The organism is Sphingobacterium micropteri, from assembly GCF_014692515.1.
Classification (GTDB): Bacteria; Bacteroidota; Bacteroidia; order Sphingobacteriales; family Sphingobacteriaceae; genus Sphingobacterium; species Sphingobacterium micropteri.
This window is the reverse complement of the sequence record NZ_JACOIK010000009.1, coordinates 165005-179056: the sequence shown is the minus strand read 5'-3', so window position 1 is coordinate 179056 and position 14052 is coordinate 165005. Positions and strand designations below refer to the sequence as shown.

Below are 14052 nucleotides of genomic sequence, written 5' to 3'. Positions count from 1 at the left end.
CGAATGCTATACTCTTTTTACACCCTGTTCGGGATTTTGTTTCGTATGTAAAACGGCATGGACATAAACCGTATCTCCCTCAGTTGTGTAGTAAAGTCCATATGGAAACTTGTCGGTCAATGCTAGTTGTAGCTTTTTATATCGTTTCTGATAATGCTGAGGGTTCTGTTTTATTCGTTGAAGTGTTTGGTCAATCTTTTTTAAAAGGGCAGAAGCGTAAGGCGGACTGTTTTCGAGATACCATTCTATAGCCTGTTGAATATCATTCTCGGCCAAAGACTTTATGACCAGTTTATATGCCATATTTTTTCTGAAGCGAATCTTTTACCGCCGACCATTCTTTTCCTGCTGTAGGATTTTCTTCGTGCAGGTGTAAGCGGAGGTCTAATTCTTCTTTATGATCTCTGAAAACTAAGTCGTTTTCTGATTCGCTTTCAATAATAGCATTAAATATTCTCAACATACGCTCATCAGCGGTATCAATATAATTTTTAATGTGTTTTTTTAGTTCTATTGTACTCATAATGAATACCTCCTTTCTATCAAAAATACAAAAAGTTTTTTGTTTAAATTCGGAACGCCACGGAAAATGTAACGAAAACCTTCTTGTTCGTATGTTTTGATGACAGAAATAACGCTGTCCAGCGCAGCATAGCTTTCCGAGGGCAATACGGAGGTGTCGTAAGCAAAGCGGATATTGTTAGTGAGCTTTTCGAAGTGGTTGTTTGCTTCGATGACATGCATAACACGTACGGCTCCCTGCCCATCAATATAGCCACTTTGTTCATATTGTATTCGTTTAAGATTATCCCGGATGTTGTAACAAGTAATGTTAGCATAACCATAATCATGTAGATGTTTTTTATGTTTCTTGGTTAGGTAAATTGATCAATATCTGTACTTTAACTTTTTGCTATTTCGTTTTCGGAGGGTGTCGTTTTTTCTGTCGGTTTCGTGTCGGGCGATTTTTTCTGCTCCGTGTTATCCTGCCGAGTACTATTGTTTTTGTCTGTCGTTGGCTTACTGCTGGCAGGCCCCGCTGTATGCTCCCCAGTTGAAGATACAGGATCTGCCGTTTCCGTTGTGGGTTTCGTAGAAGGAGAAGCTATTGTTTTTTCGGCGGCTTTGCGCGCAGGCGCTATCCTGCGGATTGCTTTCAGCAAACGGTCGCGGTCTTCCCGGGATACACGGGTAAGCTGTAGGCCTTCGCTGGTTCTTTTGGGTTGATTATCGACATAAAGCGAGCTGCCAAATACGCTAACGAACGCTCCTTCATCGTTTATATGATCGATATTCCGAATGGGTAGCCGATAGGTTTGATTTCCTTCCAATAGTATCAGCCCATCGGAGACGGTGACCTTATATCCCGAGATGTATTGCTCTAATAGTGATGCTACGATAGTCGTTGGCGATGGATCCAGCTGTTGGTCCAGCCGTGCTTCATCTACCTCGTGCGCAACTGGTACCGATGGTTTCGCTACTTCAGGCGCGGCGGCGCTGCTTTGCGTATTCGGCATATGAGCTCGGGTGGTTTCTGCTTCGGTAAGAGCCTGCATCTCCGGATTGGGCTTATCGTCTTTATCTGCGCCCGAACGCTTGCCTATCCAGACCCCTATAGCGAGCAACATCATGGCTACTATAGCTATCAGACCATATATACGTTTGTTGAACGGCCTGGACGCTGCAGGTACGGCATCAATCGGTCTGTCCATCTTGTCCCACTCCGGTTCGGGGATAGATTCCTGCTGTTCTGCGACCTCTATAGCTTCTTCCTGTTGGAAGGCCAGCATCTGGCTAGCCAAGAGGTAATTGATGACCACATTCAGGCAGGCCTCTGCATGGGCAATCTCCTTTCTATACGGTTCTTTTGACGCTTCTAGCCCTACCTGTTCTATGGCGACCTCCAGTTCCGAAACATATTGTGTATAGCGCTGTTCGGCAAGTACGGGGCTGTCGTGCGGGTATAGCGCAAAGAAAGCCAATGCCTCATCAGACGGGATGACGCTGTCCGTACGGATCGTATCCCCGTCTTCCTCTACGTAGCCTTTGCCCAAGGAGAGCAAGGCGCCCATATCGTCAATAACAGGGTTGTCGGTAATGACCTTATAGGCCTGCTCGAGTTCCCGAAGGTGCTGCTCGTGTACAGCTTTCATACCGTCGGTGAGTGTGTGGTCGTATTGTGCATCGCTCAGCGTATAGCGAGCGGCAAAACGCATACGGACGGTTTCCATGTCGGCATCTGCCGGCAGGGAAAGGTTTTGGAGAGCTTGTTCTTTTGTCATTTTCTTTGAGTAGTAAGTAGTAAGTTATCAGTAGTAAGTTGTCAGTAATCAGTCTCTGTATCCATTAACAATCAATCATTATATTGTCCTTTTTTGTCTTCATGGTATTCCATATTTGGTAATGGGTTAATTCCCTTGTATTGTTTCATCTCGTAGAGCTGCGGATTCATCTCTTAAGGTAGTTGCCTCATCCCGTAATGCTTCGGCTTCATCGCGCAAAGCCGTGCATTCTGCTAGCAGCGCTTGGTTTCTAAACAGAATAAAGAGATTGATCAGCAATAGGATTGCGCAGACGATTGTTAAATACGGCACCACTCGTTCTTTTGTTTTTTGTTGATTGCTCATGTTTTTGCTTTTTAATGTTTTCTTTGTTATTCGGAGACGCAGGCACTGTGTCTCTACAATTTATCTTCCTTTTATTGTACTCAGCTCTCGCAAGTTTTCAACTTGTGAGATTGCAGTATAGCCTACTGCCTAAAGCCCATAGCTTTATTTTATTGTACGCTGTCCGTTTCATACTCGTATTCCTCATCTGGTAGCTCTTCATTATACCAATCCGGATTTCCGTAATACGACCCGTCCGAGATGTTTCGTAACCGCTCATCGGAGGGTACTGTCATGAACAGGCAAAAGATCAAGATCATCTGATAGCCGACCAAAGCTGCTAAGGCCCCGACTATGCTGCCTCTCTCTTGGAAGTAGAGTGTGCGGGGGTTGGCCAGACCGATAATGAACATCAGTCCCATAAATAGAAGCCATCCGAACTGTAAGATGACGATGCCACTGCCTGCGTACTCCTTGTAATGGCTCCACCGTATACCATATATTTTTGTACTGTTGGCCCCGGTCGTGTATAGCATATACACCAGATAGCCTGTTAATGCGAGGATAGTGAATAGAGTGATGCCTCCGCGGATTCCCTGAAACCAAGAACCTCTTAAATATGGAGGTACCAAGGTAGGGGAGAAGTGGTTGAGCAAGATACTGTTTCCGATAATGGTTCCGATGACCCAACAGAATGCCTGACCAAATAATCCGCGTGTATACCCTCCTGCGGTTGCTAGCTCAGCGATCAGCAGGGCACAGGCGATCAGCATGGGTATCGTGATCACGACATACCACCATTTTGGCTCGCGGATCGGACTAGCATGACGTTCCGTATACGCCATATACTGTTGTTCCGGCATCTGCGAAGGTATAGGCGGCACCGGTGGTGGCGGGATTGTATAAGCTGCTTTTTGGAAACTTTCCTCTTGGAAAAAAGTTTTTTCCGTATATGGCAACGATGCCGAATCGTCCACACCCTTGCTTTCATTCAGTATTGCGAATGCCACTTTCAGATCCTCCAGCTGTTGTTCCATCCGTTGCTTCATCGTCGGACTGAAGGAAACTCCGTCGATATGCATCAGAAATTCGTTGTACATCTGGTTGAATTTCCGTCGTACCACCTGCAGGTCGGTGCCTACCGGTAGTTCGAGTTTTTCGTATGCTTGTTCCTTCGTCATAGTAGTCAGTGATCAGTAATCAGTTGTCAGTGCTTGTATCGTTTGTTATTTTTTTGCTTTCTGTTATTAACTTCGTTGAGCCCTTCGGGGTTCCTTTACCAATCCATTCCCCCACTCTCGCTCTTCCTTCACTGAAAAACACCGGCTCGTTATACACAAACGGCACACAGACACTACCTCTCTTATCAATACACCCCCAGTATTCGCCTTTCTTTACGGAAGCGGTTTCTGCATCAAAGCTGTAACCGTCGTCGTAGTCCAAGGGTATCACCATGGTGCCGGTATGGTCTATAAAGCCGTATTTGCCGTCACGTTCTACGAGGGCCAATCCGGCTATAAAGTGATCTGCATAATCGAAGACAGGCGCTATTGCCCAATTTCCGTTTCTGCGCAGAAAACCATATTTGCCCTCCTGTACTAAGGGAGCCAACCCTTCCTTAAAATGGATAGCTTCCTCGTATTGGAAGGGAATGACCGTCTTGCCGTAGATGTCTACGCATCCCCACTTGTTGTCCTGTTTGACGGTCAATAATCCTTGTTGATGTAGACCGATGTCTTCATAGCAAGGTTTAATGACGGTTGTGCCGCTACTGTCGATACAGCCCCAGCGATCGTCTACGCATATAGGAGCGAGTCCATCGTTTAATGGAAGGATATTCTCATACCGGATCGGAATGACCTCTGAGCCGGCATTGTCAATGAAACCATAGCATTTGTCTTTGGCGACCATCGCCATACCTTGTTCGAAAGAAAAGGCGTCGTCGTAGTGGCAGGGGATGCGTAAGGTGCCAAACCGATCTACAAAACCCCAGCTCTCATCGACGCAAACCGCTGCTAGACCTTCGGCAAACTCACCGACATTGTCAAATTGTGGACTGATGAAGATTTTTCCTTGCCGATCGACAAACCCCCATTTTTCACCCTGCTGTACGGCAGCTATCCCGTCCGACATCATGCGCACAGCATCATATTGCAAGGGCAGGACTTCTGTTCCCCACTGGTCGATCAACCCGTATTTCCCGTCAATGCCCACGACGGACATGCCTTCGCAAAATGCTCCTGCCTCGTGGTAACGGGATTGGATGATCATTTCATTTTTGGTGTTTATGTAACCGTATGTTTTCATTTTACTAGTCGCTAGTATTTAGACTTTTGTATTGTTTGTTAATCCGTGCGGCCCTTCCGATGTGGTTAAGAGCGTCGATGCAATCGACCCCTACATTAACTATTGACCATTAATCATACTTTGTTATTCCTAAACTTTTTAAATTGTTAATAGCATTTAGGGGTGACCCTCAGGTGCATTTTCACACCATTCGATACACTTACCCTGACTATTGATATAAAACGTTTTATCATTGACTACCACATGCATACTAATCCCGCCATGTTTTGCAATATTTGCGGCATCATAAGCCTTATCATATTTAAAATCAATAACAACACGCCCAAATTTGTCTACATACCCCCATTTGTTGTTTAGCTTTACAGCTGCAAGTCCATGCGAAAAACTACTTGTATATTCATATTTCAAAGGGATTACCTCTTGCCCTGTTTTATCTATAAATCCATGTTTTCCATTCAATTTTACGCTTGCCAATCCTTCCTCGAAAGGGTTTGCGAAATCATATTTTAATGGAATGACCTCATTTCCTGTTATACCTATATATCCATACTTCTTATCTTTCTTTACTACAATCACTCCTTCTAGATTAGAATTAATCCCTCCATAATCGTAATTTATTGCCGTAATTTCCTTTCCGGTTTTGTCTACATATCCGTATTTTTTATTTAATTTCACAAGAGCAATTCCTCCAAAAAAACTGTTTGCGTCATCATATCTTAAAGGGACAACCTCTTTTCCAATTTCATCTAAAAACCCTACTTTTTCATTCAGCTTTACAAGAGTAAGTCCTTCCCTAAATTCTTGTACCATATCATATTTTAGAGGTATAACAGTACGACCATTTTTATCTAAAAACCCATATTTATGGTTGATGCCTACTCGTGCAAGCCCATCTTTGAATGGATCAGCTGTCCAATATTTCAATGGAATGACAACATTTCCATCTAAGTCAACATATCCATATTTTTGATTATAAAAAACCACCGCACGACCCTCGTGAAAGTCTTCAATGGCATGATACCTTTTTCTCCAGTCTACATCGGTCTGCTGTGCTTCTGTTGGATTTTCCTGATCTATTTCTTTGGTCTGTTCAGCCTCGGTAGATTGACCGATTTTGAAAATATAGCTCTTACTGTCTTTGGGCAAATACACTAATTCTTCCTTATCTTTGAGCTGAATCACATACGACAACTCCGTTTCTTGTAGGACCATAAGACTGTCATTTTCATGGAGCATATTTACATAGGTTTCTGCATTGAGTTTAGCATCGGTATTGATTCGACCCTGTTCTTCTTTGGTAAGTTCCCTGTTTCGCACATATACCCCATCTTTCCCTTCTTCCGACACACGGTGGGTAGGGATCCAGGTTAACGCTATTTTTTGCTGCTCCTCCAAATCAATAGATGATTTATGAGTGGATCTCCAAATACCATAGCCCAGACTTACTAGAATCATGACCGCTAAGATAACCATCCAATATTTCCTTTTTGTAAGAGCTTGACGGCTTTCTGCCTTTGACGGTGAGGCTTGCTCTTTTTGCTGTTCTTGTTTTTTTGCGAGATTTTCTTGCCAGTTATCTATGATTACTTTTGCTTTTCCGGCCTTTTCTATTTCTACACGAATGGCTTCCTTAGCTACAGCGATATCGATAGTGTCGTATTGTTGGTTTAATTTTTCAAGCCGGCTTTGTATAGCCTGTTGGACTTTCGTTGTATCCTGCTGTTCGGTCAATCTGAAAAGAGCAAAAGCATCTTCGAGCGACAACTCCTCTGTGGTTTGTCCATGAGTGGATGGTTCACCGTGGTCAAAGGTTCGTTCCGTACGCGGCAGGGAAGCCGAATCATCCATACCCTCGCTCTCGTTTAATAGTGTGTATGCCTCCTTCAGCTCTTCAAGCTGTTGCTCTTTTTTTTGCTTCATGGCCGGATTGAAAGAAACCCCATCGATCTGCATCAGAAATTCGTTGTGCATCTGGTTGAATTTCTGCCGTACCACCTGTAGGTCGGTGCCTACCGGTAGTTCGAGTTTTTCGTATGCTTGTTCCTTTGTCATAGTAGTCAGTGGTAAGTAATCAGTGATCAGTGCCTGTATAGTTTGTTATTTTTTTGCTTTCTGTTATTAACTTCGTTGAGCCCTTCGGGGTTCGATTCTGTATCATTTGCTATCCTATGTATCCTCGTTTGCCTTTTTTCTTTTGTCATCCTGACGAAAGGAAGCCTGCCTGGCCGGTAGGCAGGGATCTGTTCGTTTCTCAATCCTTTCCCTTCCGATGTGGTTAAGAGGGTCGATGCAATCGACCCCTACATTTGTCTTCACGATCATTAACAATTAACCATTCACAATCAACCATTAATCATAGTTTGTTATTCCTCCTCCATTGCGGGTTGTACTAAAATATCGATGCGGTTGTTCTTGTGATATCAATCTACATCTGTTTCCATGTCTTCGTCCGGACATTTCCGCTTGCTGCTGCCCATAGCTTGCGTCAACAGTACTTGGGACGATATCCCTTGATTGATCAGGTACCGGCGTAAGGCATCTGCCCGCATACCGGAATATCGAACAGCCTGTTCGGCCGATTGTCCCGACTCATGGCTGTGCACACGGATGATAAACTGATAGGCATCGCCCTGCTCCAAAATGAGCTGTCTGACTCTATCCAATATAGCTATCGATCGAGTAGGCAGAACGGAACTGTCGTATTGGAAGCGGACATCCTTTGCCAGCTCGTGAAGCTCTTCGCGGATGTCTTGGATATCCGGAACGTATACGACCATCGGTGCATCGATGGTGTCCTGAAGAAAGGGTATGGTCGGGTGGCTTTTTGCCATGGTGGTGCCGGTAGAGAAAAAGATCCCGCAGACCAGAAGGATAAAATAGTAGCGTGTGTTTTTCATAACGTTATTGTTGTTGTCGGTGTGTATATGGTTTGTTCGCATTTTTGATTGATGAATGGCAACATATACTCCTGTGCCGATAATCAGCATTGCGGATAGCAGATAGATAAATTGGATGGAAAATATCTTGCCTTCTTTCTTATAGGATGTATTGGTGTATGCTGGTGTAGTCGGTATACATTTTTCATACTCATACTTATATTGATACTGTTTTAGTATAACCTTTAACTCCGATAAATCACGGTCTTGAGCCCGACTTTCCATTTCGATGATTTCTCCATTTTGTAGGTGGAAATTTATACCGGGAGGTTTTTCCTGCTTCTCAATTAGCTTGGTTTCTGTCCAAATCACCGATGCTTCATGCAACATAAATCCCATTAATTTACTTTGTATGTTCACGGAGTCATAAGATATGCTAAAGATGGTTTTTCCGATAATATTAGTCAATCCAGAAAACAGTAGGGCGAACATTAAATTGCAAAAGATAAAAGCTAAAGAAGCGAATCCTAATATTTTTAAAATAGTCGAGCGCGATATCTCGACATGAGGGGCATGAAAAACATCCGCTAAGAGACTTACAAAACCGTTCAGAAAGAAACCTACCACAACTGCCGCCACAAGACCATAGATGAGGGTGGACTTTCCTTCTTCCCAATTGTTATGGTTCATGGTCAAAATAATACGGTCTGCCTCGTTCGCGACGTGTATGTTTTTGGGTAAGGATGCCAGAAGTTCCTCCAACGAGTATCTGGATGGTGGAAGGGGTGGAGGACCGGGGGTAACGAAAATGATATCATTTACGCTCTCGCTCTCGTTCAATAGCGTGTATGCATCTTTCAACTCCTCCAGTTGTTGTTCCATCCGTTGCTTCATGGCTGGATTGAACGCAACGCCCTCGATCTGCATCAGAAATTCGTTGTGCATCTGCTGGAACTTTTGCCGTACCACTTGTAAATCCGTGCCTACGGGGAGTTCGAGTTTTTCGTATGCTTGTTCCTTCGTCATAGTAATCAGTGGTAAGTAATCAGTGATCAGTGCCTGTATAGTTTGTTGTTTTTTTGTTTTCTGTTATTAACTTCGTTGAGCCCTTCGGGGTTCGTTTTTGTATCATTTGTTATTCTTTGTAGGGGCATCCCTTGCCTTTTTTCTTTTGTTTCTCAATCCTTTCCCTTCCGATGCGGTTAAGAGGATCGACGCAATCGACCCTATATTAACCATTAACAATTAACCATCGACAATTCCCCCACTCTCACTCTTCCTTCACTGAAAAACACCGGCTCGTTATACACAAACGGCATACAGACACTGCCTCTCTTATCAATATATCCCCAGTATTCGCCTTTCTTTACGGAAGCGGTTTCTGCATCAAGGCTGTAACTATTTTTTCCATAATGTAATCAACGGTAAATCTAAACACACACCAACCGAAACTCTTTGTGGATTGAATTGATAACCGGCAGTTAAAGCCAATGGGAGTTTGCTGGAAATTCCATAACTCAGATGGACTCCCGGAGAAAAAATCCGATTGAAGTTTATTTTAGTAGAATCTGCTGCACTATCAGACAGACGGTATTGTATGATATTACCAATATCAATAATGCTTACCATTGCTGACAGTGATTTTTTTCCACGGACACTCCAAGTATATTCAAAGCCTGTAGGTGCAAGGATAACTGGGATAAAATTTTTCCCTCCGCCCGATGGATACCAAACTCCCCCAACTCCGGCATAAGTGGTTAGCATCCATGACTGGGAAGTATTTCGCTTGGTCTTGTAGCTGGCGACGGGCATGGCGTAGTTGGCGATGATGGCTTTCACATCAGAGGAGTTTTGGGCTACGGACACTTCACCAGCGATATACAGGAGGTTGTTGGCCATATTGATGGTTCGGTCATCAAAATAATCTTCGTGGCTTTGCATTATTTTCATCAATTCGGGTGCGATAAAAAGCATGGCTTGTACATAAGCCCCTTCTTTCAGCATAAACCAAGTATCCACACTATTTTGGGCAGTTCGGGTTAGTTTATTGATTTGCATCTTGTAGTTATACGATGACATACTTTCGTCTTCTGCTACTTGGGTTAGTTTGAGGTTGTACAAAATTTCGTCTCCGACGAGCAGTAGTTCCGAGACTTGATGAATCACATCATTGAAAAGCTCTCGCTGATACACCCGATAGCCCTGATAATCGGATTGTGGCGGGGTGTTCATCAATTTTTGAAGTTTGTCTATCTGCTGTTCGGCCAGACGATAACTCCGGTATACTTTTTTAACATTATCGGTTGCTTTTTGCATATTGATCTCACCGACCAGATCTTTTTCAATCGAGAAGTGAATCAAAAGTGTAGACAGTGTTTCTAAGGCTTCTGCATCGTGATAGACCGAAGCTAAATCGTGCTTTTGCAAATGGCTGATAAGTTGTGTGGTAAACGAGAGCGCTTGTTGGATACTGAATTTGTCCTCCTCTCTGTCAATATTGAAGAACCGTCTTTTGTCCTGACCTATCCAATTATTTAATTTGCTGAAAGCGGTTTCTAAACTTCCGGTTTCCATCAGTTCATCAAAGAGGTACATAAACGAAATAAGGGTATAAATGCCTTCGGATGCTGCTTTGGTACTTTCCTCGCCAAAATAATGCTGCAAGGAAGTAGGCATGCGTTTCAGGTCTTTTTGAAAAGCCGCTTTGAGCATCGCCATATCGGGAAAATCATGCCGATCGTCCATCAATCCGCCGACTTCCGCAAATAATACATCTTTGAAAAAACAAAAGTAATTTTCGGCTTCGTCATCGCAATCTATATCTGCGAAAATATGTTCGTGCATATTTTCAAAAAAGGCATATACGGCTTCTTGTTTGGCGCGGTCAATGATATAGTCGGTAAAGCCTAAAATCAAATCTTCCTCTAAGTTTAGTGTCGCCTGTTGCTTGGTGGTTTCCGTTAGCGAAATGTGGTTAGGACTTGTAAAAGCTTTGTTTAAAAACGTATTTGAAAAGTTGGTAACCGATATTGTTTTGTTTTGTTCTTCTGTATCTGATATGGCTTTTGCTTGTATTTTTGCGGAGATTTCTACCAGCTGCTCGCTATGCTTTTGTAACTTATCAACGAGTTCTCTTATTTCTTGAGAGTCGTTAGATGTTACTTTTTCCTTTGCTAAAATTTTAAATACAGCTATTAGGTCATTGATTACCTCTTCATTTAAGGAATCTTTACCATTTTTTACCTCGCTAAGATATTCAATGATATTTTTAGGTTCTTTACCATCCTCTTTCAAAACATCCGTTAAGCTATACATACTTTTCATCTGCTGAATCATCAAAGCGACTTCTACACGCTCATTTAGTTTGTCCGGCATAACCGCAGACAGCATAGATACAGTGGCATTCTGAACAAATTTATCGAACGCCGACTGCACCGCTTCGGTTTCAAAACTATTTTCATTGGATTTTATCCAGAAAAAATGACTGGAACTCGCAAAATTTTCATCCACCATTTTAGGACCACGAAGCTCCTTTAATTGAGAGATGTCGTTGTCATATTCGATCGAAGTTTGCACCACGTACAAGTTATTGCCAGTTCGTACTTGAATAGCCTGGATCAGGCGGGTAAGATAATTGTCATAGTCTGCTACATTATCAATGGTCACTGTCCTTGTATCTGCTGTATCGAATGTTTGAGGTACTGTAACAGTATCAATATCTCCGGCCTTCAACAGACCGTCTGTAAAGACAAATACGCCTGCTGTTTGATTGGATGATTCTTTGGAAATTTTCTCCCGTATGCTATCCAATGCGGTGTGCATATAGGTAAACTGCTGGCTTCTGCTGCCTTTGGTTTTGTTAAGAAAATCGTTCAGCTTATTATTATTATCTTTTGTTGGATTGAATGTCAGTGTGTCCAGCGCACTGCCGTAGCCATAAAACTCGAAAACAACATCAGAGGTCAGGTTTTTAGCGTTTGGATTGATGTTCAACAAACGATTTACCATATTTTTCAGATTGGCGGTATGGTCATGATTTCCGATACTGCCGGACTGGTCATAGGCAATATAAAACTTGATGACATCAGACGTCTGTGCTTGAGCAGAAAGTGCAACCAAAAAACAAGCAACGAACAGTATGGGATATAACTTTTTCATGGCGTATTTATTTTGGTTTTTTCACTTCTGCTGCATACTCATTCATCAGTTTGGCAAATTGCCGATTTTCAGACGCTTTGGCATCTACCAGCTTAATGGCAAGTCGCTGATAATTTTCTATATCATCATCTTTGCTTCTGCCAATCACGTAAACCAGTCCTTTTTTATGATAGACCTCATTGATTAAGCGCCAAGGCATTTTTTCATTCGTGCCAAAATATACCGCACTGGTATCTAATTGCAATTTCACTTTGCTTGCTTTGCCTTTCTGATTGGCAACCCGTGCATCCCAACGTACGGCAGCGATTTGTACGGCATCTAACTTTGTTGTGAGACTGTCTTTTTTACTCGTTTCAGTGGTTTGAGCAGTACCGCCTGATTTATTAGGGGTTTTCCCCTCCTGCCCCCACACCCCCGTGGGCAGCAAAACCACTGCCCATAGAATTACGATGTTTGTTAAAAACCTTTTCATAATCGTCTTTTTTTAATGGTTAATATTCTGTGATTCCTAAGTTTTTCAATTTGTTGATAGCATCTTGATCTCCTTGCTTAGCGGCTTTTTTGTACCACTTGATAGCTTCGTCTATATCTTTTTCCACGATATCTCCTTTCTCATAGCTAAATCCTAAATTATACTGTCCAAATTTATCACCTTGATTGGCGGCTTGTAAATACAATTTGAGCGCCTCTGCCACGTCTTTTGGAACACCTAACCCGTGCTTATACATATAACCTAAATTATTTATCGCAGTAGCATCTCCTAGGTTAACTGCTTTTCGATACCATTTAACCGCTTCAGCGTTATCTCTCCCTACGCCACGACCATTGGCGTAGCAGTACCCCAAATTCGTATATGCGTCGGAGTTTCCTTGCTCGGCAGCCTTTTGAAACAATTTAACGGCTTCGACATCGCTCTTGGTTACCCCCTTGCCGTGAAGATACATGTATCCTAACTGATTTTGTGCTTCTGCATTCCCTTGGTCAGCAGCCGGTCGATGTAGTTTAGCGGCTTCTGTATAGTTTTTATTATCAAACAGAGTTTTTGCTTGCTTAACCAGTGAGTTTATATCGGTGGTGGTAGGTTTACTTTCCGCTTCCTTTTTTCTTGCAGCTTCTTGCTCCAACTGCTTGATACGTTCCTGCTGTGCTGCAAGCTGTTGGGTGGTTTTGTTGTCTTGGGTGGGTGGTGCTGTAGCTATCTGCGTATCATTAGCTATCGTTCCTTGTAGCTGTGCTATGGAATCCTTGGCCGCCTGCGCAAAAATCCCTTCGGGAAATTCAGATAAATAGTGTTGGTAAGCGTTTTGCATATGAACAGCAATAGCAGTTTTCCACGCTGTAGAGTCTTTAGCCGCTGTTATATCTGTTTGGGGCTGAGGTTCGGGGGTGGTTTTGCCGGATTGTTGGCTCACAAAATATGCCATCGCTCCCACCACCAACAGTACAGGCAATACATATACCCAAGCCTTACTTTTCTTTGCAGGTAGTGGCGGTGTGGTTGGAGGAGCTTGTCGTTGCTGCGCTTGCTCGGCTTGTTTTTCGGAGGCCTGGCGTTCGGCGATCCATTTGTCGATAACCTGCTTGGCTTCGTTGGCCTTGTCGATTTCCTTTTTGTAGGCTTCTTTAGCTACGGGGATATCGATGGTCTGGTACTGTTGGGTGAGCTGGTCGAGGCGTTGTTGGATTGTTTGTTGTATCTCCTCCGTATCCTGCAGTGCGGTGAGCCCAAAGAGAGCAAGTGCCTCCTTTAGGGAGGGTGCGGGCTGTGCTGCCGATGCACTTTCTGTCGCCCTATCGCTGCCTTGCTCAAAGGTTCTTTCCGTACGCGGTAGGGAAGCTGAATCATCCATGCCTTCACTCTGGTTTAATAGTGTGTATGCCTCCTTCAGCTCCTCCAGTTGTTGCTCTTTCTTTTGCTTCATGGCGGGATTGAAAGAAACCCCGTCGATCTGCATCAGAAATTCATTGTGCATCTGGTTGAATTTCTGCCGTACCACCTGTAGGTCGGTGCCTATGGGTAGTTCGAGTTTTTCGTATGCTTGTTCCTTTGTCATAGTAGTCAGTTGTCAGTGATCAGTGGTAAGTTGTCAGTGATTAGTGCCTGT

General features: G+C 43.4%; 12 protein-coding genes. All 12 read right to left on the bottom strand.

Translation table 11 applies throughout. The features are described from left to right. Positions 1–6: 6 nt before the first annotated feature. A complete protein-coding gene (locus H8B06_RS13865; RefSeq protein ID WP_190994867.1) occupies positions 7–303 on the bottom strand; it encodes a type II toxin-antitoxin system RelE/ParE family toxin in 297 nt (98 codons plus the stop codon). Continuing rightward, the gene (locus tag H8B06_RS13860; RefSeq protein WP_190994866.1) at positions 293–523 is read right to left on the bottom strand and encodes an addiction module family protein; all 231 of its coding nucleotides are present in this window, start codon (positions 521–523) and stop codon (positions 293–295) included. Before H8B06_RS13860 ends, H8B06_RS13865 begins: the two co-directional genes overlap by 11 nt. Further along, positions 520–744, bottom strand: coding sequence for a hypothetical protein (locus H8B06_RS13855; RefSeq protein ID WP_190994865.1), 225 nt, complete (start codon positions 742–744; stop codon positions 520–522). The genes H8B06_RS13860 and H8B06_RS13855 overlap by 4 nt, the downstream gene beginning before the upstream one ends. A gap of 158 nt (positions 745–902) precedes the next feature. Next, positions 903–2282: a hypothetical protein gene (locus tag H8B06_RS13850; RefSeq protein WP_190994864.1), complete on the bottom strand. Its 1380-nt coding sequence runs from the start codon at positions 2280–2282 to the stop codon at positions 903–905. Positions 2283–2408: 126 nt separating this feature from the next. Further along, positions 2409–2627: a hypothetical protein gene (locus H8B06_RS13845; protein WP_190994863.1), complete on the bottom strand. Its 219-nt coding sequence runs from the start codon at positions 2625–2627 to the stop codon at positions 2409–2411. 149 nt (positions 2628–2776) lie between these two features. Continuing rightward, positions 2777–3787, bottom strand: coding sequence for a hypothetical protein (locus H8B06_RS13840; RefSeq protein WP_190994862.1), 1011 nt, complete (start codon positions 3785–3787; stop codon positions 2777–2779). Positions 3788–3806: 19 nt separating this feature from the next. Beyond that, on the bottom strand, positions 3807–4913 hold the full coding sequence (locus H8B06_RS13835; RefSeq protein WP_190994861.1) for a WG repeat-containing protein: 1107 nt from the start codon (positions 4911–4913) through the stop codon (positions 3807–3809). A gap of 156 nt (positions 4914–5069) precedes the next feature. Further along, positions 5070–6965 (bottom strand): WG repeat-containing protein, encoded by a 1896-nt coding sequence (locus H8B06_RS13830; RefSeq protein WP_190994860.1) that lies wholly within the window; start codon positions 6963–6965, stop codon positions 5070–5072. A 368-nt stretch (positions 6966–7333) separates the two neighbouring features. Beyond that, positions 7334–8815 (bottom strand): OmpA family protein, encoded by a 1482-nt coding sequence (locus H8B06_RS13825; protein ID WP_190994859.1) that lies wholly within the window; start codon positions 8813–8815, stop codon positions 7334–7336. A gap of 372 nt (positions 8816–9187) precedes the next feature. Next, a complete protein-coding gene (locus tag H8B06_RS13820; RefSeq protein WP_190994858.1) occupies positions 9188–11947 on the bottom strand; it encodes a VWA domain-containing protein in 2760 nt (919 codons plus the stop codon). Between the two features lie 7 nt (positions 11948–11954). Next, positions 11955–12419, bottom strand: coding sequence for a hypothetical protein (locus tag H8B06_RS13815; protein ID WP_190994857.1), 465 nt, complete (start codon positions 12417–12419; stop codon positions 11955–11957). 19 nt (positions 12420–12438) lie between these two features. Further along, positions 12439–14001 (bottom strand): tetratricopeptide repeat protein, encoded by a 1563-nt coding sequence (locus H8B06_RS13810; RefSeq protein ID WP_190994856.1) that lies wholly within the window; start codon positions 13999–14001, stop codon positions 12439–12441. Positions 14002–14052 lie beyond the last annotated feature (51 nt).